This is a genomic window from Pseudomonas sp. MLB6B (genome assembly GCF_054508135.1).
The window spans coordinates 4,558,909-4,583,869 of sequence record NZ_CP199313.1 but is presented as its reverse complement, the minus strand read 5'-3'; the positions used below and the strand labels follow the sequence as shown (position 1 = coordinate 4,583,869).

The window sequence follows — 24,961 nt, the reverse complement described above, 5'->3', positions numbered from 1 at the left end:
ACATGACCAGTTTTCAACAGCGCCTCGCTGCGCTGACGGGATCGGCTTGCCCGAAGAAAGCCACCGAACTGTTTTACGTGAGCCATCCGAAGGCCGAACGGGCCTTGATGGGGCCATTCCTCAGCCAGGCTGACGCCGAGTGTGGCCGCGCAATTTTGCGAAGTGCTGAGGCCGTGGTGACGGCCTGTCTCGTCGAGTCGCTGGACGATCTGACCTACTGGCACGCGGTGAACAATGGCCAGGTCTGCCGGGCCTTCGCTGGCGCCGAGAGCGTGAGCCATGAGTAAGGTCACGCCTATTCGCCGCAAGGGTGCCGGTGGTCCACCGACTGCTGGCTCCCACATCGACAGCGCCAGCTATGCGCTGCTAGTTGAAACCCTGGTGGGCTTCCTGGAACTGCGCATCGCAGAGAGTGGCGCTGGTTGTCACTGCCCGGAACTGGAGTGCCTGACAAATCAACTGGAGCGGCTCGCCAAGCGCTTCACGCCACCGCAGGGGGCCGCATGACCGACGCGACGATCCTTTTCCGTGACGCGCTCCAATCGGTCTACGGGCCGCTCGACTGGCTGCCCCTGGACGATGGCGATATCCACCGATTTCACGTACCCGGCGACAAGCCCGCCACGCTCAACGGTTGGTACTGCCTATTTGCCGATGGCATCGCCTCGGGCGCATTTGGGAGCTGGAAGACGGGCGGCACCAGCACCTGGTGTAGCCGTGAGCCGGTGGACGCCCGCGAAGCCGAGCAGGTGCGCCAGCGCATCGAGCAGGCCCGGCGCCAGCGGGAGGCCGAACGGCAACGGCGCCAGTTCAAAGCGACCGGCCAAGCTCAACGTTGGTGGCGTGATGCTCGCCGTGCTGATCCGGCCCACCCATACCTGGTTGCCAAGGGCATTCGTGCCCACGGCCTGCGCCAGCGTGGCGACGACTTGCTGATCCCGCTGTATGCCGGTGGTGTGCTGGTGAACCTGCAACGGATTGCCCCTAACGGCGACAAGCGCTTCCTGTATGGCGGGCGGATCAAGGGCGCCTATTCGCCACTGGGGCGCATCACGCCGGACAAGCCACTGTGCATCTGTGAAGGCTGGGCCACGGGCGCAACGCTTCACGCAAGCGGGTACACGGTCGCCTGCGCGATGAATGCCGGGAACCTGAAAGCGGTGGCGCTGGCGCTACGAGCCGACCACCCCGGCACTGAAATCATCCTCGCCGGCGACGACGACCGCGAAACCGAGGCCGAAGGCAAGGGTAACCCGGGGCGCACAGCCGCTCATGACGCCGCAGCCGCATGTGGTGGCTTGGTGACCTTCCCCGAGTGGCCAGCCGACGCACCGCTCACCCTTTCCGACTTCAACGACCTCGCCGCCTGGAGGTACCGCCATGCGCCCGCCTGATACCAACGTCATCAACTTGCGCCCCGAAGCGCCCAAGGTCGAGCCTGATCGCCCGTGCTGGGGCGTGTACGAGCACTGGGTGACCAATGAGAAGGGCCGCAGGCTCAAGCCCGGCGTGTACTGGCACGGCTTCAAGCGCAGCGCCGGCGAAGACGACAGCGACGACGATAAGGGCGACCGCCCGATCACTGATGAGTGGATCGCCACGCCCGTGACCGTCGCTGCCCGTACTACCAACAGCGATGACGGCAGCGAAGGTCGATATCTGCGGCTGCTCACCGACAGCGGCCCCAAGGACTGGATCATTCCTATGGAGGTGTTCGGCGGGAGTGGCGAGGACGCCAGGCGGACGCTGTTCGGCATGGGCGTCATCATCGCCCTGAAGAAGCGCGGCCAGTTCATGGAGTATCTGCTGGAGCAGCGGCCTGCAGAGGTGTTCGCCACCACCTGCCGCCCCGGCTGGCATGAGTCAGGCGCCTTTGTGCTGCCTGGGCGCACCATCGGCAGCGACAAGGTGCGCTATCAGGCCAGCGCCAAGGGGCAAAACCTTTTTAGTGTGCGCGGCAGTCTGGAGGGCTGGAAGGCCGAGGTGGCGGCCAAGTGCGAGGGCAACCCGGTACTGACCTTGGCCATCGGCTGCGCCCTCGCTGGCCCGCTGCTGAGCCTAGTGGGTGTGTTGGGTGGCGGTGTTCACTTGGTGGGCGACAGCTCCAGCGGCAAGTCGCTGGCGCAACTGATCGGCTCATCCGTATGGGGCGACCCCGGCATCTTCGCCGCATCGTGGGACATGACCAAGGGCGGCTTGGAGATCGAGGCGTCCAGTCGTAACGACACCATGCTGCCCCTGGACGAGATCAAACGGGCCGATCCCAAGCGCGTACAGGAAATGGCCTACTCGCTCGCCAACGGCCAGGGCAAGGGCACCATGACCCGTGACCGGGAGGCCCGCGGCAAACTGAGCTGGCGCCTGCTGGCGCTGTCCAGCGGTGAGCGCTCTCTTTCCGAGCACGCGGCCATCAGCGGCAATGCCGCCCACGCTGGCGCTGAGCTGCGCATGGTTGACGTGAACGCCGGTACCCGCACATACCGCGCCTTCGATGAGTTGCACGGCCTCGAGGGCGCCGACTTCCACCGCCAGCTCACGGTGGCTGTAGGAGCGAACCATGGGCACATCGGGCCGGCCTTCGTGGAAAAGCTGCTGGCCAGCGATGACCGCCCCGGCCTGCTGGAGGACTTCGCCGGTATCCGCGCCCAGTTCACCGAGGACAACGCCCAGGCCGGACGGGTGGCGGATCGCTTCGCGGTGATCGCGCTGGCCGGCGAAATGGCCATTGCCTACGACCTTTTGCCCTGGACGCCGGGCACCGCTCTGGCCGACTGCCAGTTGCTGTACGGCGAGTGGCTGAGCCGGGTGGGCGGTGGCAATGCCGAAGACCGCCAAATCCTGGCCGGCATCCTCGACTTCATCGACAAGCACGGCAGTAGCCGGTTTTCGGACGTAGAAGACCAGACGCCGGACACCAAGGTGTTCAACCGCGCCGGGTACTGGGAGGTGGTGGGCGCCAAACGCCTGTACCTGTTCAACAAGTCCGCACTGACTGAGGCCGCTCATGGGCACGGGCTGGCGCGTGTCGTGAAGGCGCTGGAAGGCGCTGGCGCTCTCGCCAAGCACGATACCGATAGGGACAGCCGCAGGACCAAGAAATACCGCCTGCCTGCTGGTGGGTCTGCCCGCCTGTATGTGATCGATCCCGACGCCATGGATAGCGAAGGCGGTGGCCTATGACCGTCATCACCATCCAACGCCAATGCCCGAATCCACAGGAACCTAAAAACGTGGGGAACAGGGGGAACGGGGGAACGGCCAGTAAATACGCGGCCTGTAGCCGTTCCCCCTTCATGAAGTTCTGGGGAACAGGGGGAACACAAACATGTTTTTGAATATAAGCGCCTGTGCCTTTCCTGATGTTTGGTTATCACTGTTCCCCCGTTTTTCGGGTGGGGAACACGTACCCCCGCTGGAGGCCCCGGAAACACTGGGTGTTCCCCGCATTCCCCCGTTCCCCTGATTTTTTTTCACAGACACATTTGGGCTTTATGGAAATTCGGGCGAGGTGACGCCGTGAGCCTCCTATCCGACCTGCTCAATCACATGCCGCCGAACGTTGCTGGCGCAGGCAAACCACTAATGGCGAAACGCGCCCCGGATCGTCCGCGCCTGGTGCTGGTCGAGCCTGCCCGATTGCCATCAGGCCCTTACGCCAACGCCGCCAATGCCACGGCTGAATGGCGTCAGGCCCGCGACCGGTATATCAGCCATGTGATGACCTGCCGGGGCTGCTATGCGCCCGCTGGTCGCCACTGCCTGATCGGTACCGAGCTGCGCGCCACCTACGACAACACGCCCATGGAGGCCCACCCATGACAATGACCCCGACCATGCGCCTGTGCGATATCGCCTCAAAGCCCGGTATCAGCGCCAGCACGCAGCTCATCACCACCCGGCGTATCTGCCGCAACATCGGCCGCAACTTGGATTCGATCCACGCTGAGCGCCGCGTCATGCGCCGCCAGGCGGGCAAGCTGAAAGCGTTCCTGCCGTTCACCCGCCAGGCCATTGTCGATCTGGAGGAGCAAGCGCAGACCCACCGATCCGTAGAGCGAGCCAAGGCGCTGGTGGCGCTGGCCGGGTTTGGCCGGTCACTGCTGTTCGATCATGACAGGCTGGCTCAAACCCTGGGGGTCGACCGCCTGTGCGACCTGTTGAACGTGAACACGGTGGAGCGCGAAAAGGCTAGGCGGGAGGGCGTCACCAATCTGGAAGACCTTGTGTTCACCCATGCGCTGGAGGACAGCGCAGAGCGCCGGGCGCAGGAGTGGAATGACGCGCCGCTGTTCAACGCCTGTCACGCGGCCATGGCGGACTTCATCAGGGATTGCCCGGATGGCGTATTGCCTGACCCGTTCGCACCTGGCGCGCCACTCGGGCCGAAACTGCCACCCAAGCTAAGCGTGGTTTAAGCCATGGCCGCACCAGCAATGAAACAGGCGGATTCACCCGCCAAGACGAAACAGCGGGTTTCAGACGAGCAGCGCCAGCAGGTGCTGGAGCTACGCCGCCGCCACTCGCTGCGTGAGGTGGCCGAGATCACCGGTCTGCCGCTGGGAACGGTGAAGACCCTGATTTCACGGTCCGGGGCATTCCGCGACAACGAGCGGCACCGCGCCCTGTTCGCCCTGCCGCCGATCAGCGCCAGCACCGAGACGCTTCCAAGCGTACCCGAGCTGCCGCCACAGGAGGTCGTCACTGGCGACAAGGAAGTGGATGCGGTGCTCTGGCTGCGTTCGATCATCGGCACCGGTCAGGCGGCGCTGATTGACCGGGCCATGGAGGGCGCCAAGAAGATCAAAACGCCGCTTGATGTGTTGGAGAAGCGCTATACGGCTCACCTGGTGGCTAGCAACCCCGGCCACCCATTCGCCGCCATGTCGTCGTTCGGCTTCGCTGACCTGGAGGCGCTGGCCACTCGGGCTATCGAGCGGCACCGGCTGAGGCTGGAGGGTAACGCTCGCTTTGGTGATGCCCTACTCGCTGACACCAAGGCGGAATCGTTCTGCATCGATGCGCTGCGCGGGCTAGAGGCTACCGGCCAATTCGGTGACTTCGACAAGAGCGAAGTGGCTGCCCGGTTCAACGCCCACCCTGAGCTGCTACCCCACACCCTGGCTGATTGCCTGTACGAACTGGACTACTGGGATCACCTGTACCGGCTGCGCAACGCCGTAGACCGAGACGCCAGCGATGGGCCGCCTGACGCGACGGCGCGTGACTGGTTCGTGTTCGGCTTGCTGACGCAGATCCGGCCCCGCGACAAGTCCGAGGCCCTGGCCGTATTCCGCTACCTGATCGCCAGCCAGCGCGACGACATGGCCGAGTCAGAGGCAATCGTTTGCAACCTGATCGGGTGACCGGCCTGATTAACCACACCACCGGGCATTTGCCCACAACAAGCGCCAGCGGCGCATCAAGGAGTTGACTCATGGCAGCTACAGCAGCTCATTACACCCCTCGGACGAAAGTGCGCCTTGGCGGCTTCCTTCAAAAAAAATACTTCAAGGAACAGAGTTTCCTGCTGGACCGGGGCGACCCCAAGGAGGCGGTCAAGGCTATTGACGTGAACTATCCGGGCTTTGCCCAGGACGTGGCCGATGCTGAAAGTCGAGGACTTAGGTTCGCGGTATTCAAGAACGGAAAAAACATCGGACAGGATGAACTAGACCTGGGCGGCGCTCGGGAGCTGTGGTTCGTACCCGTGATTCATGGCAGCAAACGGGCAGGGGTTCTGCAAACCGTCATCGGGGTAGTGCTCATCATCGCATCGTTTTTTGTCGCACCAGGATCTCAGGCAGCATTCCTTGCCGCGGGCATTGGATCTACGGCCGGCGGCGTAATCCAGATGCTAAGTCCTCAAGCCGGTGTGCTGTCCCAGAGTGGGGCCCCTGAAAACCTCCCGTCATATGCATTCGGCTCAGCCAAAAACACTACCGCCAGCGGTAACCCCGTACCAATCTGCATCGGCGAACGTCGCTGGGGAGGAGCGATCATTTCGGCCTCGATTGTCGCGGAGGACAAGGCATGAACGTACGTGAAAGGATCGCCCACACGATTAAGGCCATCGCTCAAAAAGATCACGCCCAGGTCCGCCAGTTGATAGATAACTGCCCCACAGAGCATGTGGAAGTGGCAAGCCTGGAGTTTCTCAACACGACGAGAATGCTATGTCGTGTGGCCCAGCTTTTCGAATGCGAAATGCGCGGCCTGGCATTGAACTTCGCGAGTTCAGCTATGGATGGCGCCGCTAAGCTGGAATGTTTTGATCAGATCGCCGCAGCTAACCAAGCTTTTGCAGATTTCTGCAGCGACCATGGCGTGAATACGCGAGATCTGATTAGCACCGTTGGTGGTCATCATCCTGCGGTCGTCTACCTGACGGGGCTGTCTCCAAGTGCCAAGGGCGACCTTGTGGAGAGCTGGCGGCGTTCTTTCGCTGTTGCCGCTGGCGCCGAAATGCTCGGAGAGCGTCGTCACTGATTGGGCTTTGGTCGGGCGCATGTTAGCGTTTCCGTTTCTTGAGTAACGGATGACTGAACCATGCGCTCTACCGGCCTAGCCATAATCGCAACTCTTGCCCTCAGTGTCGCGGGCTGTTATTCACCCGGTGAACTGATTCGGAAGGGCCCAACCTATTCTGCTCAGACAGCCAAGCAGCCCAAGGCATACGCTCTGTGCGTCTTCCCTCAGTGGCAGGAGAGTCGCCCAGGGGCTACGTTGGCTGAAACCGAAAGCGGTTACCGCCTGCTAAGTGGTGACGATATGGGCACCAACGAGATTTTGCAGATCAGCAGGTCCGCCAGCGGCAGCGATGTGAAGTTCTATCAGCGCTGGTACATGGATTTTGGCGCTGGTAGAGCAACGGCGCTGGAGTCGACGAAGAGCTGCTTGTGACTGATTCCGCTCCACGAAATGCTACCTCACAGTTTTGTGGCGTGAGACAGACCCTGTTATCTGCTTCAGAGTTTCGCGCATAACGACGAGCGAATTTGCTAGAGAATTTTTCTGTTTATTTAACTTTCGAGTACACGGAAGATGAAATTAGAAGGTTTCATGTATCTTGATATTGAGCATCCTGTGGTAGCTTGGAATGTCTACCGTGGCGTGCTTTTAAGTAAAAGTCTCATTGCAAATTGCAATCCTACGGGGTCGTTCCTTTCCATGACTCTTGCGAGAATTGTGATCGATAAGGATTGGGAAAGGCTTGAGTTTGAACAAATCCTTGAAGATCATCGGCATCAAAATTTCCCCGACAGTACTTCCCGGTTAAGAGGTCTTTTCGTATTTGATACACCTGAAAGTGCGCTTGCTGTTGCAGAAGATCAGGCGTGGGGAGGAAAGGGTGGGCATATTAGAATAGATAATCTAACTGATGTGGGGGTGTCCGCTAAGTCAAATAAAACACGCTTAGATGCAAATTGGATCACTTGGATGCTCATGCTCCGGCACAGCGGCAGTCAAGTATGGAATACCGGAATCCATGCATATTGGTCTGGTAACCCATGCCCCTACTACGATGCTCCAATCTGGGAGCTGTTGGTTGATGGTGCGGTTACGATTTGGGGTACCGAACTCAGAAAGCGAGCATACGAAATGGTAGTTAGTCGGACACCACTATCCGCCAGCTTGCTGGAGATATCCCAAATAGCGGCTGGCTTGGGCTCTGACTTAGGTCATATTACCGCGATGGTCGCTGCGGAAGGTAGCCACCAGTTGGTTTCATTTTATATTGATATGCAAGATGCGCATGATCTTGGCTTCTTGGCTTCACTGGGTGAGTATGTCAAGAGTAACCCCGACAAGATAAATAGGCGAGATATTGCAGTGGGAGGAGATGTATTTGATGTTCCCGATTTTATTGCTTACACATACGTTATAGGTTCGTAGTTAAATTGTCTCCGTAATATGCGATCTATGCGTTTCGGGAGCTCGATGGCGCGGGACTGATCCCCGGTAGCCACCCTAGTATCCAAGAAAAGGGGAGCTACAGCAGGCAGTGCCGGGCCTGTTTCGCGCAGTGCTCCACGCACAATCTTCACGCAGTCAGAGTGCGCGATACTGCCGCGGTACGCAGCCAGATACGCGCTGTTGGTAAGCATTCTGGCGCTGGGCGAGTTCACACCGGTGGTTCGCGCATATGGTTCGCAGCTCTCATGGCGCGAACCAGTGGCTACAATGGAGCCCAATCTCTCCCGCGCACGAGGAGCATGGAATGTGGGTTTTTGAGCTGGTTGTGCCTGGCGTTTGGCTTGAGATGGAAGACCGCCAGTTGTCTTGGGAGGTGGAGGGCCTGCTTCGGCACCTCGAAGGGAGTTTTTTTGAAGCCAATACAGCTTTGAACCTATTCCACCAAGCCCGGATACTCGATTCCCAAAATCCCTCTCACAGTCACGATGACTGGGAGAGAGACAGGGCGCGACGTAGTGAGATACAGGACGCGCTAATTCAGGCTAGGGGAGTCTTCAGGCGTGATCACTACATGGAGACCTACTTTGAGGCTGAGGTGATACACAAACGGGAGAAATGGTCTCAAGGCCGAGTACCCCGTCAGCTGCAACACAACGTCGTTTTCATCTATGCCAGAGCTTTTCTATATGCGATGGATGCATTCGACAAATTCCTCACGGTTCTCAGCAAAACCGCCGGCGTTCCACCAGAAATCACTCAACTAAGTAACAAGATGAATGAGCATTTCCCTCATTTGCGGGGGGTTAGGAATTCAGCTCAGCATCAAGAGGACCGAGCAAGAGGGCTTGGGGTGCGAGGGGCTAAAATAGACCTCAAGCCGATCGACAACACGATGGTAAAAGCCCCAGGCGGAGTGTTGATGCTGAATTGCTTGAATGGATCAAGATACGGCTCAACAATGGCTGACGGGCACTACGGCGAAGTTGATGTTTCTCCCGAATCGATGGAGCGCTTACAGTCCGTGCTCATTGAGGTGCTGAATTGCTTCAACTGGAGCGGTTCCAAGCGGCACCTTCCTAGCGACTGACAAGCCATTCGTGATTGTTACTAACTCCTGGCTCGTCCATTCTCTCCGCGGCGCCGGCGTGAACTTGGGCGGGCTGCCTGTTGAGAAATGTTGAGGTTGCCAGGCCCAGGTTTCCATTCCGGTTTCCACGGTATGATGGCCTTGCCGGTAGCAATCGATCTGCCGCGCCTGCCGCGAATAACCACATGAAAACCACAATGCTTGCCGCACAGAGATCGGCCGGCTGTCAGGTCGGTTTTGTGCCTGGCCCGAGCTATTCTCCTTTGGCCCGTTTCAGGAGGGAAGTTTCATGGCTTCAATGGACATAGCAGCTGTTGATGGGCAACGAATGCCGCCGGCTCCTGGGCTGAAGGGTGTTTGTGAGAGGTGCGGGGCGCCAGCTCAGGCGAAGTGTGGGCCGATCGTTCGCTGGCACTGGGCGCATGCCGGTCGACGCCATTGCGACCCCTGGATGGAAAATGAAGGTCCATGGCACAAGGCTTGGAAGGAGGTTTTCCCGTTCGAGTGGCGTGAAAATGTCCGCTGCGATGAGGCTACAGGGGAAAAGCACATAGCCGATATCCGGCGGCCTGATGACCTAGTGATTGAGCTGCAGAATTCACCAATGCCGATAGATGAGATGCAAAGCAGGGAGCAGTTCTACGGCGAGAATATGATCTGGATTGTCAATGCAGAGGGCTTCAGCAAACACATTAGCCTCGGAGCTGCTCTGCCAGACCCAGAACATTACCAGCTTGAAGAGTACCGACTAGCATTGCCAATTTTTGGACCTCAGGCAGCGACCTCATGGCTCGGTTACTTCCGTCGAGCAGAGCTAGATGCGAGGGCGTCCGAATCAGATCTCGTGGAGCTCTTCCACGGCAAGGAGTTTAAAAACCTTGAAGGATCGCATCGTGGGCACCGTGCATGGTCCTGGAAAAAGCCACGCGAGGTCTGGTTACATGCCAAGCGCACAGTTCTCTTGGATTTTGGCGTGAGCAGTTGTCTCTGGGCTTTGGTGGAATACAAGGGGCATGTAGGGAAAGCGATTTACCCCGTCGCTCGCGAGCAACTGATCCAGGCTGCTTTGTCCGGGGGGCGACTCGACTTTGATCAGATTTCCAGCGCCGCAGCCCAATAGCGCCGCAGACTTAGCTTTACCCAGCCTTTACCGAATGTGAGACAGGCATGAGACGGAACCAGTATGGACTGAGCGCCTGGGGCCCTATGTCATGCCGTGCTGGTAAAGACTGTCGGCCGGCGCCGTCTCACATTGCCGGTGGTGCTGGGCGCTACTTTGACCACGCTTTGACGGAGTACGGGCCGGGCAGATAGCAGTACCCCCTGTGGCCGTGCGTCTGAGGTCTTCCCGGTGCTGGACGCCGTCAAAGCAGAGGCTTTGGCCCATGCCTCACCCCTGACAGACCCCTGACGGCTTCTGGACAGGCTCTGGACGGATCGGCGCCACCACCAGCAGGTGGAATGGCGTGGGAACGGTGATTTTCCTGATGCGCGGGAGGCTGACCACCATAGACCGGCGTGTACTCGTCCAGAATGGCCGGGGGATGGCGAAATTCTTGACAGGCCTTGACGGAATCCTTGACAGGGCCTTGACGGATTCAGCCGCTGGCGCTTGAGCAGGATCGGCTGTAAGCCTTGCTGTACAAGGGCTGGCGCTGAATCTGACGGGCCTATAGGAGCGGTGGCCGTCAAGAATTACCGTATGTGCTCGTCAAGAGAAATCGAGAGGTTCAGAACCTGACAAAACCTGACATGCCGGGCCATTGAAAGGGCGGCCGGGGCCGAGGATTAAGGCCTATGGCCGGGTTCGCAGACGCTTACTGACGAGAGACTTGCACTTAGGCAACGGCGCCCCAACGTATCGTGGAATACGCACCCCGCAGTTGGACGGGTGCATTACGAGTTTGGAGGGCCCGTCTTGCAAATCAACGAACTAGCTATAGCAGTGACAAATATCTCCACCGCAACTGGGACCCCGAAGGTGGTGGGGGAGATGTTTACCGGATTGGTACGATACATCGAGGCCACGGGTTGGTTCGCAGCGTGCCACTCGAGTTCGGCCGTTCTCCATATGTTGCTCAAGGAGCGAGGTATCGACTCGGTAATCAGGATTGGAGAGGTGGCCGGATACGGATACATCTTCGATCATTCCTGGGTCGAAATTGATGGAAAGATATTCGACGCAGCGGTTGCTTATCCAGATAGAGTGGAAGGCAAAAGACTCAGCGGCGTAGTCTATGCTGGCATCGACGTGGACACCGATTTGCCCTGCTCACTAACGTACGGCGCCGGCCGTCCAGGTGGCTTGGGTACAGAAACGCAGGAGTTTGCCGCTGCGCCCCTGGGCGTGTACTTCCAACTGGCTGATCGGAACGCGCTGCTAAAATCGCCCTACGATGGCTCGCCCCCTCCGGTGGAGCTTTGGCATCGGGCAGCGATGATTGCTGACCAGTGCGGTATTCGGACGTCACCGACTGCGCTGGCCAGCAAATACTTCGATGTGCGAAGGGAGCAGGTTTACATTTGAGTGGATGCGTGTCAGGCGAGGGTTGGCCGGCAGGTCTGGCAAGAAAGCGCAGGAGCAACAAAAATGTGCAGGTGGCGCAGGCCCAGTAGATGACCGAGCCTTTCGAGAACTACCCAGCTACCACGTTGAGCGCCATCACACCGAGAGCGGCCCCATGTCCGTTATTGACTGTGACTACCTACCCGACCCGGAACCGATCACCTTCCCGCCTGTGTTGGCGTTACTGATCGTCAGGAACGCCGCTGCCATGGCCGAGGCATTCGAGAGCAAGGCGCTCAACCAGATGACCATGGACGCCAGCCGGGCGCTTCGCGATGAAATAGAACCGCGCCAGATCATCATGCGGATGGGGCTTTAGTCATTGGCTGGAAGCCCCCCGGATTTTTCCCACCATCCGCCGATCGTTTCGTGACGGCTAGTTGCTGGCGAATCTCTGCGCAAGGCGGTATAAGCCCTACCGCACACTGGATGCTTCGCAAAGAGCCTGGAGCACGGTGTCCTACAAGGGGAGGAAGGGATGTCTGACGTCGTTGAGCTTGTGGTCACCTCTGAGGGGGAGGCGCGTCATTACTTCGAGCAGGCGATTGCTGGAGTTTTCGACAATTGCAGTGTGCTGATCAAGTTTGACGGCTGGCCCAAGCTCGATATTGATATCGAAGGGGAGCGGTACCACAGCTCGCTTCCAACTGGCGTTCTTAAGGCGCTGATCGACTATCAAGCCGCGATCAATCGCGCCTATGCTTCGATAGCTTATGGCAAGACTGCAAAGTCGATGACCGAGGATGATCGCAAAGAGATAGAGCTCGTTTTCAATGTGCAGGAGGGAAGCACTGACACTGAGACGGAGCTGTGGAGTGCTCTCACCAGCTTAGGAGCAAGGGCCATCGAACGCATGACGGGAAAACAGCTTGTAACAACCATTCTGGGAGCCGCTTTCTTGGCGAGTGCCACCTATGGGAGTGTGCACTGGATGGACACGCAGGCGGCCATCCAGGCCGACGCTAACAAGCAACAGATGGTGGCTCAGATCCTCAACCAAAACGAGCACCTAGCTCAGCTCCAAGCGGACATGGGCAAAGCTGCTATGAGCTTGGTTAAAGGCGCCTACGACGCCAACAAAATCACCTATGGTGACGTTGAGCTCACCAAGCCACAGATTGAGGCTATCAATCAGCGAGGGCGTGAAGCTACCGCCGTTAGCCGCATTGATGGGCCCTATGAAATCGTTCAGCTCAAGAGGTTTGAGGATAAATGGAGGGTGGTCCTATACAGCGAGCGGACCGGCCAGATCCAGACGGACCTCTTCCGTGGGCAGAACGCTGCCAAATGTATCGAGGAGATCTCGTTGGCCTTCGCGAAGCATGAACCAGTCGAGCTTCTGGTGCTTGGGCGGTATAAGGCTGGGGCCATTCAATCAGCCAACATCCTAGGCAGCACTCAAAGCGGCCTGCTCGAGCCAGAGGTAGCGGCTGCGGATGATTCCGACGATGAGGAATCTACGGACTGATTTCTTGAAAGGTGCCCTCGTTACGGGGGTACCTTCGAGTTTAGGTATACGTTTAGGTATACGGGTGGACCATTTTCATTGATCAATCATTAATTTTGCTGGTCTGTAGGTGCCTGATTCGATTCCTGTCTCCGCACCAGAAATAGGTTTCTAGCGGTCCATGACTGCCTATGAAAAAACCCGCAAAGCCCGCCTAGTGCGGGCTTTGCCGTTCCTGTCTACCTAGGTTCGTTCGCAGGCAATAACATGGTTCGCAGAGTGATTCCGGCAGAACGTTGCCAGATAAAGAAGCTCAAGCAAGATTATTAGTCGGTTTCTATATGCGATAACGGGAAATAAGGCCTGCAAACGCGAAATCAATCTAAAGCACCTTTACGCCTTGCAAGCTCGCTTGCATCTGGCCAGTAACCCAATCTCGAAAAGCCTCAGCCTTTGCACTCTCCCCAACTGCCCTAGGCGACAGCAAACAATACCGCGACCCATCCCGCGCAAACCCCAAAGGCGCAAGCAACTGCCCCGACTTCAGCTCATCCTGCACCATCAACACTGAAGACATACTCACGCCCAGCCCGGCCGCCGCCGCCTGATTACACAGGTAAAAATGCTCATAATCCATCTTCATCGAGCTAGGCGCAGAAACCCCACTCAGCCGCATCCAGCTTTCCCACGCCTGTAACCGAGTCTTGGCCCGCAACAAAGGCATCCCATCGAGCTGCCGATGTTTGTCCCATTGCGAAGGCGTACACACCGGGCCTATCCATTCCTCGCAAATGGTCTGTGCATGAACCGTATCGTCCCAATAAAAGTCATCGCGCCGCACGGCCACGTCTGCGCCTGACCTAACAAAATCGATGGGGCCTCCCGCTGCAAGCAGTTGGATTTGCAGGGCAGGGTAGGCGGCCTGGAATTCAGGCAGGCGAGGTATGAGCCACTTCATCGCGATCGTGGGCTCGCACGAGACCACGATGGTTTCCTCGCGCGACTCGCGCCGAAGTGCGCCCACCGTGCTTTCGAGCTGCTCGAAGAACGGGCCGGTCAGGTTGTAGAGGTGCCTTCCCGCGTCGTTCAGGAAGATGGCGCGGTTGCGGCGCTCGAACAGCTCTACGCCAATCGCCTCCTCCAACTGCCTCACTTGGCGACTCACGGCGCCATGCGTCACATGTAGCAGTCGCGCTGCATGGACGAAGCTTTCGGTTCGGGCGGCCACTGTAAAAAAGTGGAAGGCTGTCAGGGCAGGCAGTTTCATAGGCGATGAAATCTCACAGATTTGCGCGACTATAAATCGATTTTCCTTAGGCCTACAAGGCGGCATGCTCTGGCCCTGAACGTGCTCATGAGGAGCACGAACTAATAGGATGGAGCCTGTGAATACGGTAGAACACTTCAACCCCGAAGTATCGATCGACCCTGCGTACTTCAGCGCCCACTCGCGCTTGAACCTTCTGTGCGAAAACATCGCGCAAAAAGACTTTTCCTTCATGTCGGCCCGCAAAGTGGCGGACTTGCTGTGCGCCATCGAGCCAGGTGCGACGGATGACTGGGCCGCGTTTCAGCAAAGCTGGAACCGGTTGGAGCAAGACCGGTTCATGCGCGACGGCGGCACTTACCGTTCACGCCGCCATGCCACCTACAGCGTGGCGCCGGGCTCCACTATCGCTGAACCCAAACCTCATCAGCCGCATTACCAGAGTCTGGATTACAACAACCTAAACGGTGGGATCGCGCGGGACTTCGCCCCCATGGAGTTGTCGATCTGCGAGAACCGCGTCTTCACAGCGGCGATGGAGCTTTGTTGCACGCTGTTCGGTCGCTTGGCGCCGTTCTACGGCTGGCATGTCGAAGTGCATCAATTCCGGATCGACGCGTCACAGTTGGCCGCGTCGCCCACGCCGGAGGGTGTTCATCGCGACGGCGTGAACTTCGTGTTCATGATGATGGTGAACCGGGTGAACGTCATCAACGGCGAGACCACCATCTACGATCGCCATAAACGGCCGCTGAGCAAGTACACGCTGGCCGACGAGATGGAAGCGGCGATCGTCAACGACGAGCAGGTCATGCATGGGGTGACGCCGATCGTTCAACTCGACCCGCTGCAGCCTGCATTTCGGGACGTGCTGGTAATCACCTTCAAAAAGCGTTGAATGATGACGCGGCATGCCCACGCATGCCGCCGAAAGGAGTCGTACCCATGAATGAATTGATAGCGGTGGCGGTGATTACCATTCTGGCCGTCATAAGCCCTGGCCCGGACTTTGCGATGGTGACACGCAATAGCTACTCCTACGGACGTCGCAGCGGTTTGTCGGCGGCATTGGGTATTGCATGTGGCGTGCAGGTACACGTTTTCTACACGGTATTCGGTATCGCCATCATCATCACCCACTCGCCGGTCCTGTTCATGGCCATGAAACTGCTCGGCGCCGCTTACCTGGTGTACCTGGGCTGGAAATCGTTTACCAGCAAATCCACACTGCAACTCGGCACTGCGAGCGGGCCGCGTCCCTCGACGGGCAAAGCGTTCGGCATGGGGTTCCTGACCAATGCGTTGAACCCCAAGACCATGCTGTTCGTGGTCGCCACCTACAGCCAGGTGGTGCAGGCGAATAACACCTTGGCCGTGAACTTTGCATACGGCCTGTTCATGTCGGTATCGCACTGGTTGTGGTTCAGCCTGGTCGCCATCTTCTTTTCGGCCGAAGCGCTACGTCAGCGCATGCTGTCCAAGCAGCACGTGATCGACAAAGTCATCGGCTCTGCGTTGATAGGTCTGGGCATCAGCCTGGTACTGCCAGGGGTGGGCCATTGATGCCAGCCCACAAGAAAGTTGCCTGTATCGACCTCGAAGGCGTACTGGTCCCTGAGCTCTGGCCAAAGATCGCGGTGAGCACTGGGGTGAAAGCGCTTTTCGCCACGACGCGCGAGTTTCCCGATTATGACGCGCTGATGCGACGGCGTATCGACTTGCTGCGCAGTCACGGCATTACCCTCAAAGCCGTTCAGTGGATCATCAGGGGCGTTTCACCCTTTCCCGACGCGGCGGGCTTTCTGAAAAGCCTTGAAGCCAAAGGCTATGAGGTCAATATCGTGTCGGACTGCTTTCATGAGCTGGCCTTACCCCTTCTGCTCAAACTGGGCGAACCCCATGCGCTTTGCCACAATTTGCGCACGGACGAACAAGGGTTCGTATCGGAAGTGAGCTACTTCCCGAGAACTGGAAAAGTGGAGCACGTCGACGAGGCCCTTGAGCATGGACTCGAGGTATTGGCGGTCGGAGATGCGTTCAACGATCTCGCGATGTTGCGGCGGGCCACTCAAGGCTTCCTGATCAACCCTTCGATCGCGACGCTCGATGCGGCGCCTGATCTGGAGGTGGTGCAGAGCCTGGGTGAAATTCTCGCTCAAGTAGCGTGATGGAAGACTTGAAGAAGCACTCTGCATGACTTGCAGATGCACCTCGCCTTGACCGGCGCGTACCCTGCGCCCCGGTCCAGGCATTCAGTCAGTGGAACTTGAAACGCCTTCGTTTGAGCGCCTGCGTCAGGCGTCTTGGTCTATCAGCATGGAATCCACCTGGCGCAGCAGGCCATATGGATCGGCCTGGATATACCGAGCAATTTCCATAAACTCGATCACATCCAACCGCCGCTCACCCCTCTCGTACTTCGATACATAGGACTGAGGCCGTCCAAGCCTTTCCGAGAGATCTCGCTGGGTCATTTTCGCTGCCTTGCGGGCTTCTACCAGCAGGGCAAGCAACCTTTGGTATGGCGTGGAGTGGATAGTTTTCATATAGCACCGGATCAGAACCGGATACCTGAATAATCCTGATTTAGGTTTATCCCAAAATAGGTTTTTGTTAGCATCAGCCGCTTGATCCGCATTGCCTTCGAACCGAGGAGCGCGCCTGATGACCGACCAAGAGCAACTATCCAAAATCCAAAGCTACGCCTGGACGCTCGAGCTACTAAGCGAAGCCCTGATCGACCACGACGAAGCGCTGGAATGCGGTCCCAACGCTCCTTCGGCCTTGCGCAAAACCGCAGGCATCCACCAAGCGATCAAGATCATCAGCCAGCTAGCGGGCGAGGAGTGCGGAAAGCTGATCAGCCTCAGAGATAAGACCGGACCTGACCTGATCTGACCGATTGGAGCCACCAGGCTGCCGCCAGCCCACAGCTGGCGCAGCCCCAGGTCTAACAAACCCAACCAACAGCCAGGCCTTCCACCATCACCGCACCTTAAACATCGCCACCTTCTCCGCCAACCGCTCCGCCAGCTCCGTCAACTCCTGACTCGCCGAAGCCACCTGCAACGACCCCGTCGCTGTCTGCACCGTCGATCCATGAATCCGCGTCAGATTCTGCGCCACATCCTCCGCCACCGCGCTTTGCTGCACCGAAGCGCTGGCGATCTGCGCATTCATATCGTTCAACGCCCCCACTTCCTGGCTGATCCGCGCCAACGCCTGCTGCGCATCGCGCGTCTGGCTCACCGTGGAATCCGCCAACTCGCAGCTGCTACGCATGGTCCGGCTAGCCGCCTCGGTCCCCGTCTGCAAGCTGCTGATCATCTCGCGAATCTCTTCGGTCGACTGCTGCGTGCGGTTGGCCAGCGACCGCACCTCATCCGCCACCACGGCGAAACCACGCCCATGCTCACCCGCACGCGCGGCTTCGATAGCAGCGTTCAGGGCAAGCAAGTTGGTCTGCGAAGCGATGGAGTTGATCACATCCACCACCGTCCCAATCCGCTCGCCCTGGCGCGACACTTCCTCCACGGTGTCGGTGGTGTCGGCCAAAGTGGTCGCCAACTGTTCGATGGCCGAGGTGGAGCTAGCGACCAGGCGGTTGCCTTGCTCCACTTCCTGGTCGGCCTGGCGCGTGGCCTCGGCCGCTTTGGCCGCATAGCCGGACACTTCGTTGACGGTGGCTGCCATTTGCGCGATGGCTGTGGCCACCTGCTGGGTTTCGTGGGTTTGCAGGCCGATCTGTTCGTTGTTGGCGCTGGAGGTCTGCGACAACTGAGTGGACGACTGGTTGACCGCCTGCGCAGCCAGGCGCACCTGGGCGATGGTGTCAGCCAGACGGTCCTGCGCGGTCTTGAGTACGCCCATCACGCTGCGCGGGTAGGGCGTGTCGATGGTCTGGCACAGGTCGCCCGCCGCCAGGCGTTCTATGGCCTGGCCGACGTCGGTAGGCTCGGCGCCGAGGGTCGAGCGCACGAAGCGCATGATCACCATGGCCAGCAGGATGCTCAGCACCAGGGCCACGCCGGTGGCGCCCAGCATCAGGCCGCGGAATTGGCTGGCGGTGTTTTGCACTTCGTTCAACTGTTGCTTGATCGACGCTTCTTCATGGTCGATCAGTGCGTTGACGCGCTTGAGCCATTCGCTGTAATCGGCCGAGGTCTCGCGCAGCAGCAAGGCTTGCGCGCCGGCGATGTCGCCGGCTTGGCGCAGGTCGAGCACGGCCTTGGAGGAGGCGAGGGTGCGGGTTTCGATCTCCTTGATCGCTTGCAGCAGTTGCTGCTCGTTGGGCGACACGCCGCGCTCGGCGAAGAGTTGGTCCATGGGGCCGGCCGAGTCGGTGTAGGCCTTTTGCAGCTCGGTCATTTCGCTCAGGTGGCGGGCCAGGTCGCGGTCGTTGTCGACCAGCACGGCGTCGCGGATGGCGATGGCGCGGTTGTGCACGCTACCGCGGAAGTTGATCGCGTAGCGCTGGATCTTGGCGGCGTTTTCACTGACGTGTTCCAGCGTCGAGTCGATGAAGCCGACCCGTTGGATGCCAACGGCGGTGACCAGCACGAGTAGCGAGACGATGGCGGCGAAGCCAAGGCCGATACGGGTAGCGAGGGGGATGGGTCTGTTCATGCCTGGGTAAACCTGCGCGGGCGGGAGGGGTGCCGGGCCGACTACTGGCGGAAAACCGAGTAATGGCAAAGCGATACTATGTAGTGACAGTGGCGCGCGCTAATTGATCCTTGGCATTTACTCCGATAGGGAAGGGCTATTTCGAAGGCGGGCCAGGACGATGGTCGAGCAGGCAAGCCAGCCAGGCAGGCTAAGGCATATGGGGCGGATCACACGGAAGCGGGCCTACGGATGAAGCTTGCTCATGTCAGGCCCGAACATGAAATTTTTGACGCGCTGTCCATTTGCGATTATGTGCGCAAATCGGTGGTCATGCCCACCTGTGAAATCCGAATCCGCCAGGAAGCAGGCCGCAACCGGCCTGCGTACGAAAAATCTGACTCTAACCCGAATGCCTGAGCAGAAATGCCCCACATCCGCCGCTTACAGGTGCCCATCCGTCACCGTAGCCGTCCCGCCACCCCCGTCAACGCCGCTGCCACCATCAACACCACAGCACTGGCCACGAACGCCCCGCTGTAGCCACTGCCGTCCACCAACACACCGCCCAGCGTCGACCCCAGCGCGATACTCAGTTGCACCACTGCCACCATCAGTCCACCGCCAGCTTCGGCATCGTCCGGCAGAGTGCGCGCCACCCAGCTCCACCAACCCACCGGTGCCGCCGTCGCCAGCAAGCCCCAAAACCCCAGCAGTACGGCCACAGGCATCACCAGACCGCCCACCGCGATCAGCGCAAGCGCAATGCTCGCCATCAGCACCGAGATCACCATCAACGTGACATACAGCCCGCGCTTGATGAACACGCCGATCACTGCCGTGCCGACCAGACCTGCCACACCGATCAACAGCAGCATCCATGACAGCGTGCTCACCCCCACCTGCGTCACAGTTTCCAGAAAAGGCCGCACGTAGGTGAACAGCGCGAACTGCCCCATGAAGAACGCGCCACTGGCTGCCATGCCCCAGGCCACCGAGCGGCGTTTGAGCAAGGTGAAGACGGAACTGGCCGCCGGCGCCTGGGTGTCGGCCTTCATGGCGGGCAAGCTCGCCCATTGCCACACCAGCGCGGCCACCGCAATCGGTACCAGGGCCAGGAACGCGCCGCGCCAGCCCACCACTGCCCCCAGGTAACTGCCCAGCGGCGCGGCAATGACCGTGGCCAGGGCGTTGCCGCCATTGAAGATCGCCAGCGCTTTGGCTACCTGGGCGGCAGGCACCAGGCGCATGGCCGTCGCTGCCGACATCGACCAGAAGCCGCCGATCACCACGCCGATCAAGGCGCGCCCCAGCATGTAGACGAAGTAGTTCGGCGCCAGCGCGACCACGGCGCCGGAAAGGCCCATCAGGGCGGTGAGGCCGAGCAGGATGGTCTTGCGGTCCAGGCTGCCGGCCAGCCAGCTGATCGACAAACTGGTGAGGACGGCGAACGCGCCCGAGATGGCGATGCCGCGCCCGGCCATGCCTTGGCTGATCCCAAGGTCGGTGGCGATGGGGGTGAGCAGGCTCACGGGCATGAATTCGGAAGCGATGAGGGCGAAGACGCACAGGGTCATTGCGAAGACCCCGCTCCAGTGGGCCTGGGATGTCGAATTGCGCTCTGACGCCACGGCGTCCCAGGTGGGGCTGTTGCTTTGGTCGGTCATGGATCACTCGTCGGGTAGGGCAGGGTGCAAGGCGACTGGCCGCCTCCACCGTCAGGCGGAGCAGCCAGCGGCTTGGCTCGATAGGAAGGTTTGCGACAGGTTAGGGCATCGCCGTTCAGGCCAGATGTTTCTGGAAGAAAGCCGTCAGTGCGTCGAAAGGGATCTTGTCCAGACGGTCGTACAAGTCCACGTGGTCCGCACCCGGTACGATCAGCAACTGCTTCGGCCCGGACGCGGCGTTGTAGACATCTTCGGAGTAATAACGCGAATGCGCGTGCTCGCCGGCCACCAACAGCAGCGGGCGCGGCGCGATCATGTCGAGGTTGGCGTACATCGGGAAGTTGAAGAACGACACGGGCGTAGTGGCCGTCCAGGCAGTGCTGGAGTTCACGCTTCGGCGATGGAAGCCGCGCGGTGTGCGGTAGTAGTCGAAGAAGGCCGCCAACACCGGGTCTGGATCGTTCGGCAAGGTTTCCGGCAATACCCGCTGACCTTTGACGATGTTGCCGTGTGCATCGAAAGGCACTTCGTGGTAGCCCAGGGCGGGTTTGCCGAGTTCGGCGTCGGTCCAGCGTTGCTGGCTCAGGTAGTCGATGACGACGTGGCGCTGTTCGGGCGTGTAGCTGTCTTTGTAGCTGCGGCTCATGCTGCGTGACATGTCGTACATCGAAGCGGTGGCGAGCGCCTTGATGCGCGAGTCGCTGGTGGCCGCGGTGAGGGCCATGCCGCTGAAGCCGCAGATGCCGACGACGCCGATGCGGTCGCGGTCGACGTAAGGCTGCAAGCCGAGGAAGTCGATGGCTGCGCTGAAGTCTTCGGTGTTGATGTCGGCGGAGGCGACGTTGCGTGTTTCACCGCCGCTTTCACCGGTGAACGACGGATCGAAGGCGAGGGTGACGAAACCGCGCTCGGCCAGGGTCTGGGCATAGAGACCGGAGGCCTGCTCTTTGACCGCGCCGAAGGGGCCGCTCACGGCGAGTGCCGGGAGCCTTTCGCCCTTAGCGTTGCGTGGGCGGTACAGGTCCGCTGTCAGGGCGATGCCATAGCGGTTCTTGAAGGTAACTTTCTGGTGGTCGACCCGGCCGCTTTTGGGAAAGATTTTGTCCCAGTCCCTCTCGAGGGACGGCGGGGTTGCGGCGAGGGTGGCGCTCGGCAGGGCAGCGCCGATGCCCAGCACGGCGATGCCTGTACCGGTCATTTGCAGCATGGCGCGGCGGGCGAGGTCGGTTGGAGGGGTGTTCGGATGCTCCGGGAAAGGTTCGGTCAGCGCGGTCATGAGGGCTCCATCGGTAGGCGATAGCGCTTGAAAGGGCACAAGCGAATGGCGCACGCAGCGGAACGGGCGAATCTGGTTCCAGTGTGATCCCGATACTGCGCACGCCGTTGACGATGCCTGCAATCTTCGACGTTGCAGGCCCATCGAACTAGCTACTCAATAGCGAATATGCCTATAAGCTCTGCTAATCAATCCGCTGTGCAATACTCCCGTCATGGCCAAACCCAATTTCAACGACTTGCTCGCGTTCGTGACCGTTGCCCGCGAAGGTAGCTTCACCCGCGCTGCTGCCGTGCTCGGCATCACCCAATCGGCGTTGAGCCAGACCATCAGCGGTCTGGAGGCGCGCTTGCAGATTCGTCTGCTGACGCGCACCACGCGCAGCCTTTCCCTCACCGCAGCGGGCGAGCGTTTGCTGGCGGCGGCAGGGCACCGCTTCGACGCGATCCAGACCGAACTGGACGAACTGACGCAGATGCGCGACAAACCTGCTGGCACGGTGCGCATCACCAGCGGCGACCACATCCTGAGGACCACACTGCTACCCAAGTTGACGCCGCTGCTGCTCGAATACCCCGACTTGCACATCGAGTTCGACGTGAACTACGGACTGCGCGATATCGTCGCGGATCGTTTCGATGCTGGCGTGCGCATGGGCGATACGCTCGACAAGGACATGATCGCGATGCCGATCACCCCGCCCTTGCGCATGGCCGTAGTGGCATCGCCGGCATACTTCGCTATCCGCCCCAAGCCAAAAACGCCGAAGGACCTTCTTGCCCACCGATGCATCAACCAACGCATGCAAACTTCGGGTGGGTTGTACGTATGGGATTTCGAGAACAAGGGCCGTCAGGTGAATGTGCGTGTGGAGGGGCAATTGATCTTCAACACGTCGCCCAACATCGCCGATGCCGCGCTGGCGGGGCTGGGCGTGGCCTGGTTGCCGGAAGAAGAGTTTGCGCCGCATCTGGAAGAGGGGAGGCTGGTGCGGGTGCTCGAAGACTGGTGTCCGGCGTTTGCCGGCTACTATCTGTATTACCCGAGCCGGCGCCAGCCTTCGGCAGCGTTTTCGCTGGTCTTGCAGGCGTTGCGGATGTAGGGGCGACTCCTGCGAGGGACAGGGAGAAGTCAATGGCCGGGTATGCAGCGCCATCAGGCAACGGAAGCCGCCGCCTTCAACCGCCAGAACGACCATTTCCGACTGGCCAGAACGCACGACACGAAGATCAAACCGCCCCCTATCCAGCCTTGCGCGGTCACGGACTCATTGAGCCAAAGCACTGCGAACAGCCCGCCGAACAGGGGCTCGCTGCCCATCAACAACGAGACCCGCGTCGGGTTGCTGCGCTTTATCGCGTAGTTCTGGGCAAAAAATGCGAACAGCGTGCAGGCCAGTACCAGGTATGCCACGTAGCCCCAAAACGCCACAGGGTCGGCGACCTTCGCAAGGCTTTCCACCGGCGCCGGTAGGGCGATGAACGCCAACAGCACGCAACCCAAAGCAACGACCCCAGATTGAAGTGCGGTCACAGCCAAGGCCGGAATCTGGCTGCTTTGCACGACGCGCTTGACCAGGCATACCTGCACGGCTCTGCACACTGCGGCCAGCAAGATCAGTGCATCCCCCACGTTCATTCCGAACTCGCCGTGCAGTGCCATCAGCGCAGCCCCGACCATGGAGATGCCCACGGCCAACCACTCCAGCCGGGTGGGCCTTCTTTTCAGCCACGCCCACTCGACCAAGGGCGTGAGCATCACGCAAAGGCTGATGAGGAACGCCGCATTCGTGGCAGAGGTATGGAGCAGTCCGAACGTTTCGCTCAGAAAAATCCCCAGCAGCAGGAGCCCGGTGCTCAGCAAGCCCAGGTATTGGCGCAGCGATAGTCCGGCCAGCTGCCGCAGCGCCGGGCTCAGGATGACGAAGGTGAGGGTGAATCTCAGGGCGAGCAACCCCAGCACTGGGTAGAACACCAAGGCCGATTTCACGACCCCGTAGCTGGTGCCCCATACCACTGCCACGGCTAGCAGCATGAGGTCGCTGATGAGTAACGATTTACGCTGGTCGTTCATGGGCAGGCCCCGTCGTAGAGGCGGGCAGTATCGAGCCGCACACAGGCCAAGACAACGCATCGGTCTGGCACATCAGTTATGCTGCGTTCGCACAAATCCCCCCAGACGATACGACGATGACCCCTGCCCAGTTGCACGAATCCCTGGCCGACATGGCGCTGTTGGTGCGCGTCATCGACGCAGGCAACTTCTCGGAAGCGGCCCGCCAGCTCGGCATGCTGCCTTCGTCGGTGAGCCGGCAGATCAAGCGCCTCGAGCAATCGTTGGGTGCGCAGCTGCTGGAACGTACGACGCGGCGCATTCGTCCGACCGAATCCGGGATGGAGGTGTACCGCCATTGCACGCGGATGCTCGAAGCGGCCAACAGTGCGGTGGATGTGGCCGGCGAGCTCGCCGCTTCGCCTAAAGGGCGGGTCAGGCTGAGCGCGCCTACGCAGTTCGCGCGCACGGTGCTGCACCCGCTCGTGCTCGAGTTTCTAAAGCATCATCCGCAGATCGATGTGCAACTGGTATTCAACGACCTCGACGCCGACCCGCTCGCAGATGACCTGGACCTGGTGATCCGTCTCACCGACCGCCCCCCGCAAGGGCTGGCCGGGCGGCCGTTGGGCAGAGTCCGTTGGCTGCTTTGCGCATCCCCTGGTTATTTACAAAAGAACGGCGCCCCGAGCGTACCTTCGGACCTGGCCCGGCATCAGTGCGTGTGTCTGGGTGAAACGCCCGATGACAATCGCTGGAGGCTACGGCACGCAGACCGCACGCAGTCTGTCCAGGTCAGCGGCCGCTATGCCGCCAACCATGCGGGTGCACGGTTGAGTGCCGCGGAGAGTGGTCTGGGCGTTGCCAATCTTCCGGACTTCATCGCCAGAGACGCCCTGCTGCGTGGAACGGTCCTCCACGTGTTGCCCGAGTGGGAGCTCGATCCAGGCAAGTACCAGGGCGAGATCTGGTTGCTCTATCATCCGACGCGCTTTTTGCCGGCGAAGGTGCGCGTGCTCATCGACTATCTGATCGCTCACACCGGCGGGTCGGCATGACCTTGGCGGCACCCGCAAAGCG

Annotated in this window: 28 protein-coding genes and 1 pseudogene; 22 read left to right on the top strand and 7 right to left on the bottom strand. The window is 60.0% G+C overall.

Going from position 1 to position 24,961, the window contains the following annotated elements:
• Positions 1-2 precede the first annotated feature (2 nt).
• The 16 genes from ACSMEV_RS20340 (at position 3) to ACSMEV_RS20265 (ending at position 13,035) form a co-directional block, all read left to right on the top strand.
• Entirely contained in the window at positions 3-287 is a 285-nt protein-coding gene (locus tag ACSMEV_RS20340; RefSeq protein ID WP_459206722.1) for a hypothetical protein, read from the top strand.
• Complete coding sequence (locus tag ACSMEV_RS20335; protein ID WP_459206721.1) at positions 280-507, top strand: hypothetical protein; 228 nt, start codon at positions 280-282, stop codon at positions 505-507. The genes ACSMEV_RS20340 and ACSMEV_RS20335 overlap by 8 nt, the downstream gene beginning before the upstream one ends.
• On the top strand, positions 504-1,394 hold the full coding sequence (locus ACSMEV_RS20330; RefSeq protein WP_459206720.1) for a toprim domain-containing protein: 891 nt from the start codon (positions 504-506) through the stop codon (positions 1,392-1,394). Before ACSMEV_RS20335 ends, ACSMEV_RS20330 begins: the two co-directional genes overlap by 4 nt.
• Complete coding sequence (locus ACSMEV_RS20325) at positions 1,381-3,180, top strand: DUF927 domain-containing protein (RefSeq protein ID WP_459206719.1); 1,800 nt, start codon at positions 1,381-1,383, stop codon at positions 3,178-3,180. Before ACSMEV_RS20330 ends, ACSMEV_RS20325 begins: the two co-directional genes overlap by 14 nt.
• Positions 3,181-3,582: 402 nt before the next feature.
• Positions 3,583-3,819, top strand: coding sequence for a hypothetical protein (locus ACSMEV_RS20320; protein ID WP_459206718.1), 237 nt, complete (start codon positions 3,583-3,585; stop codon positions 3,817-3,819).
• Positions 3,816-4,415, top strand: a complete 600-nt coding sequence (locus tag ACSMEV_RS20315) for a hypothetical protein (RefSeq protein WP_459206717.1) — start codon at positions 3,816-3,818, stop codon at positions 4,413-4,415. The genes ACSMEV_RS20320 and ACSMEV_RS20315 overlap by 4 nt, the downstream gene beginning before the upstream one ends.
• A gap of 3 nt (positions 4,416-4,418) precedes the next feature.
• Positions 4,419-5,363 carry a hypothetical protein gene (locus ACSMEV_RS20310; RefSeq protein WP_459206716.1) on the top strand — a complete coding sequence of 315 codons (945 nt, stop codon included), beginning with the start codon at positions 4,419-4,421 and terminating at the stop codon, positions 5,361-5,363.
• 71 nt (positions 5,364-5,434) lie between these two features.
• Positions 5,435-6,034 (top strand): tail assembly protein, encoded by a 600-nt coding sequence (locus tag ACSMEV_RS20305; protein ID WP_459206715.1) that lies wholly within the window; start codon positions 5,435-5,437, stop codon positions 6,032-6,034.
• Entirely contained in the window at positions 6,031-6,486 is a 456-nt protein-coding gene (locus tag ACSMEV_RS20300; RefSeq protein ID WP_459206714.1) for a hypothetical protein, read from the top strand. Before ACSMEV_RS20305 ends, ACSMEV_RS20300 begins: the two co-directional genes overlap by 4 nt.
• Positions 6,487-6,723: 237 nt before the next feature.
• A complete protein-coding gene (locus ACSMEV_RS20295) occupies positions 6,724-6,900 on the top strand; it encodes a hypothetical protein (protein WP_459206713.1) in 177 nt (58 codons plus the stop codon).
• Positions 6,901-7,041: 141 nt separating this feature from the next.
• A complete protein-coding gene (locus ACSMEV_RS20290) occupies positions 7,042-7,893 on the top strand; it encodes a hypothetical protein (protein ID WP_459206712.1) in 852 nt (283 codons plus the stop codon).
• Between the two features lie 325 nt (positions 7,894-8,218).
• Complete coding sequence (locus tag ACSMEV_RS20285; protein ID WP_459206711.1) at positions 8,219-9,001, top strand: hypothetical protein; 783 nt, start codon at positions 8,219-8,221, stop codon at positions 8,999-9,001.
• A 451-nt stretch (positions 9,002-9,452) separates the two neighbouring features.
• Positions 9,453-10,121 carry a hypothetical protein gene (locus ACSMEV_RS20280; RefSeq protein ID WP_459206710.1) on the top strand — a complete coding sequence of 223 codons (669 nt, stop codon included), beginning with the start codon at positions 9,453-9,455 and terminating at the stop codon, positions 10,119-10,121.
• A 798-nt stretch (positions 10,122-10,919) separates the two neighbouring features.
• Entirely contained in the window at positions 10,920-11,528 is a 609-nt protein-coding gene (locus ACSMEV_RS20275; protein ID WP_459206709.1) for a lasso peptide biosynthesis protein, read from the top strand.
• Between the two features lie 154 nt (positions 11,529-11,682).
• Complete coding sequence (locus ACSMEV_RS20270) at positions 11,683-11,886, top strand: hypothetical protein (protein ID WP_459206708.1); 204 nt, start codon at positions 11,683-11,685, stop codon at positions 11,884-11,886.
• A 159-nt stretch (positions 11,887-12,045) separates the two neighbouring features.
• Positions 12,046-13,035 carry a hypothetical protein gene (locus ACSMEV_RS20265; RefSeq protein WP_459206707.1) on the top strand — a complete coding sequence of 330 codons (990 nt, stop codon included), beginning with the start codon at positions 12,046-12,048 and terminating at the stop codon, positions 13,033-13,035.
• A gap of 361 nt (positions 13,036-13,396) precedes the next feature.
• Here the strand turns inward: ACSMEV_RS20265 and ACSMEV_RS20260 are convergent, their stop codons facing one another.
• On the bottom strand, positions 13,397-14,281 hold the full coding sequence (locus ACSMEV_RS20260) for a LysR substrate-binding domain-containing protein (RefSeq protein WP_459206706.1): 885 nt from the start codon (positions 14,279-14,281) through the stop codon (positions 13,397-13,399).
• Positions 14,282-14,399: 118 nt separating this feature from the next.
• Between ACSMEV_RS20260 and ACSMEV_RS20255 the strand changes: the two genes are divergently transcribed.
• Genes ACSMEV_RS20255 through thrH form a run of 3 tightly spaced genes read left to right on the top strand, consistent with a single transcriptional unit; the run spans position 14,400 to position 16,449 of the window.
• Positions 14,400-15,179, top strand: a complete 780-nt coding sequence (locus tag ACSMEV_RS20255; protein ID WP_459206705.1) for a 2OG-Fe dioxygenase family protein — start codon at positions 14,400-14,402, stop codon at positions 15,177-15,179.
• A gap of 47 nt (positions 15,180-15,226) precedes the next feature.
• Positions 15,227-15,844 (top strand): LysE family translocator, encoded by a 618-nt coding sequence (locus tag ACSMEV_RS20250; protein ID WP_314487870.1) that lies wholly within the window; start codon positions 15,227-15,229, stop codon positions 15,842-15,844.
• Positions 15,844-16,449, top strand: coding sequence for a bifunctional phosphoserine phosphatase/homoserine phosphotransferase ThrH (gene thrH / locus ACSMEV_RS20245; RefSeq protein ID WP_314487873.1), 606 nt, complete (start codon positions 15,844-15,846; stop codon positions 16,447-16,449). Before ACSMEV_RS20250 ends, thrH begins: the two co-directional genes overlap by 1 nt.
• Positions 16,450-16,575: 126 nt before the next feature.
• Here thrH and ACSMEV_RS20240 read toward each other — a convergent pair whose 3' ends face one another.
• Positions 16,576-16,827, bottom strand: coding sequence for a helix-turn-helix transcriptional regulator (locus tag ACSMEV_RS20240; RefSeq protein WP_314487876.1), 252 nt, complete (start codon positions 16,825-16,827; stop codon positions 16,576-16,578).
• Between the two features lie 118 nt (positions 16,828-16,945).
• Between ACSMEV_RS20240 and ACSMEV_RS20235 the strand changes: the two genes are divergently transcribed.
• Complete coding sequence (locus ACSMEV_RS20235) at positions 16,946-17,179, top strand: hypothetical protein (protein WP_459206704.1); 234 nt, start codon at positions 16,946-16,948, stop codon at positions 17,177-17,179.
• A gap of 87 nt (positions 17,180-17,266) precedes the next feature.
• Here ACSMEV_RS20235 and ACSMEV_RS20230 read toward each other — a convergent pair whose 3' ends face one another.
• From ACSMEV_RS20230 to ACSMEV_RS20215, 4 genes and pseudogenes are all read right to left on the bottom strand, one after another.
• Entirely contained in the window at positions 17,267-17,974 is a 708-nt protein-coding gene (locus ACSMEV_RS20230; protein ID WP_459208391.1) for a methyl-accepting chemotaxis protein, read from the bottom strand.
• A 408-nt stretch (positions 17,975-18,382) separates the two neighbouring features.
• Positions 18,383-18,907 (bottom strand): annotated as a pseudogene (locus ACSMEV_RS20225) (MCP four helix bundle domain-containing protein); the annotation flags it as partial.
• A 440-nt stretch (positions 18,908-19,347) separates the two neighbouring features.
• Positions 19,348-20,553 carry an MFS transporter gene (locus tag ACSMEV_RS20220; RefSeq protein ID WP_459206703.1) on the bottom strand — a complete coding sequence of 402 codons (1,206 nt, stop codon included), beginning with the start codon at positions 20,551-20,553 and terminating at the stop codon, positions 19,348-19,350.
• Between the two features lie 115 nt (positions 20,554-20,668).
• Entirely contained in the window at positions 20,669-21,829 is a 1,161-nt protein-coding gene (locus ACSMEV_RS20215) for an alpha/beta hydrolase (protein WP_459206702.1), read from the bottom strand.
• 214 nt (positions 21,830-22,043) lie between these two features.
• Here ACSMEV_RS20215 and ACSMEV_RS20210 point away from each other — a divergent pair, with 214 nt between their 5' ends.
• Positions 22,044-22,931, top strand: a complete 888-nt coding sequence (locus ACSMEV_RS20210) for a LysR family transcriptional regulator (RefSeq protein WP_459206701.1) — start codon at positions 22,044-22,046, stop codon at positions 22,929-22,931.
• Positions 22,932-22,984: 53 nt separating this feature from the next.
• Here ACSMEV_RS20210 and ACSMEV_RS20205 read toward each other — a convergent pair whose 3' ends face one another.
• On the bottom strand, positions 22,985-23,902 hold the full coding sequence (locus ACSMEV_RS20205; RefSeq protein WP_459206700.1) for a DMT family transporter: 918 nt from the start codon (positions 23,900-23,902) through the stop codon (positions 22,985-22,987).
• A gap of 116 nt (positions 23,903-24,018) precedes the next feature.
• On the opposite strand from ACSMEV_RS20205, the gene ACSMEV_RS20200 reads away from it, so the two are divergent.
• A complete protein-coding gene (locus ACSMEV_RS20200; RefSeq protein WP_459206699.1) occupies positions 24,019-24,939 on the top strand; it encodes a LysR family transcriptional regulator in 921 nt (306 codons plus the stop codon).
• Positions 24,940-24,961 lie beyond the last annotated feature (22 nt).

Coding starts and splice junctions, on each gene's coding strand:
- ACSMEV_RS20340 (WP_459206722.1), top strand. CDS start 3: ATGACCAGTTTTCAACAGCGCCTCGCTGCGCTGACGGGATCGGCTTGC.
- ACSMEV_RS20335 (WP_459206721.1), top strand. CDS start 280: ATGAGTAAGGTCACGCCTATTCGCCGCAAGGGTGCCGGTGGTCCACCG.
- ACSMEV_RS20330 (WP_459206720.1), top strand. CDS start 504: ATGACCGACGCGACGATCCTTTTCCGTGACGCGCTCCAATCGGTCTAC.
- ACSMEV_RS20325 (WP_459206719.1), top strand. CDS start 1,381: ATGCGCCCGCCTGATACCAACGTCATCAACTTGCGCCCCGAAGCGCCC.
- ACSMEV_RS20320 (WP_459206718.1), top strand. CDS start 3,583: ATGGCGAAACGCGCCCCGGATCGTCCGCGCCTGGTGCTGGTCGAGCCT.
- ACSMEV_RS20315 (WP_459206717.1), top strand. CDS start 3,816: ATGACAATGACCCCGACCATGCGCCTGTGCGATATCGCCTCAAAGCCC.
- ACSMEV_RS20310 (WP_459206716.1), top strand. CDS start 4,419: ATGGCCGCACCAGCAATGAAACAGGCGGATTCACCCGCCAAGACGAAA.
- ACSMEV_RS20305 (WP_459206715.1), top strand. CDS start 5,435: ATGGCAGCTACAGCAGCTCATTACACCCCTCGGACGAAAGTGCGCCTT.
- ACSMEV_RS20300 (WP_459206714.1), top strand. CDS start 6,031: ATGAACGTACGTGAAAGGATCGCCCACACGATTAAGGCCATCGCTCAA.
- ACSMEV_RS20290 (WP_459206712.1), top strand. CDS start 7,042: ATGAAATTAGAAGGTTTCATGTATCTTGATATTGAGCATCCTGTGGTA.
- ACSMEV_RS20285 (WP_459206711.1), top strand. CDS start 8,219: ATGTGGGTTTTTGAGCTGGTTGTGCCTGGCGTTTGGCTTGAGATGGAA.
- ACSMEV_RS20280 (WP_459206710.1), top strand. CDS start 9,453: ATGGAAAATGAAGGTCCATGGCACAAGGCTTGGAAGGAGGTTTTCCCG.
- ACSMEV_RS20270 (WP_459206708.1), top strand. CDS start 11,683: ATGTCCGTTATTGACTGTGACTACCTACCCGACCCGGAACCGATCACC.
- ACSMEV_RS20265 (WP_459206707.1), top strand. CDS start 12,046: ATGTCTGACGTCGTTGAGCTTGTGGTCACCTCTGAGGGGGAGGCGCGT.
- ACSMEV_RS20260 (WP_459206706.1), bottom strand. CDS start 14,281: ATGAAACTGCCTGCCCTGACAGCCTTCCACTTTTTTACAGTGGCCGCC.
- ACSMEV_RS20250 (WP_314487870.1), top strand. CDS start 15,227: ATGAATGAATTGATAGCGGTGGCGGTGATTACCATTCTGGCCGTCATA.
- thrH (WP_314487873.1), top strand. CDS start 15,844: ATGCCAGCCCACAAGAAAGTTGCCTGTATCGACCTCGAAGGCGTACTG.
- ACSMEV_RS20240 (WP_314487876.1), bottom strand. CDS start 16,827: ATGAAAACTATCCACTCCACGCCATACCAAAGGTTGCTTGCCCTGCTG.
- ACSMEV_RS20235 (WP_459206704.1), top strand. CDS start 16,946: ATGACCGACCAAGAGCAACTATCCAAAATCCAAAGCTACGCCTGGACG.
- ACSMEV_RS20230 (WP_459208391.1), bottom strand. CDS start 17,974: ATGGCAGCCACCGTCAACGAAGTGTCCGGCTATGCGGCCAAAGCGGCC.
- ACSMEV_RS20220 (WP_459206703.1), bottom strand. CDS start 20,553: ATGACCGACCAAAGCAACAGCCCCACCTGGGACGCCGTGGCGTCAGAG.
- ACSMEV_RS20215 (WP_459206702.1), bottom strand. CDS start 21,829: ATGACCGCGCTGACCGAACCTTTCCCGGAGCATCCGAACACCCCTCCA.
- ACSMEV_RS20210 (WP_459206701.1), top strand. CDS start 22,044: ATGGCCAAACCCAATTTCAACGACTTGCTCGCGTTCGTGACCGTTGCC.
- ACSMEV_RS20205 (WP_459206700.1), bottom strand. CDS start 23,902: ATGAACGACCAGCGTAAATCGTTACTCATCAGCGACCTCATGCTGCTA.
- ACSMEV_RS20200 (WP_459206699.1), top strand. CDS start 24,019: ATGACCCCTGCCCAGTTGCACGAATCCCTGGCCGACATGGCGCTGTTG.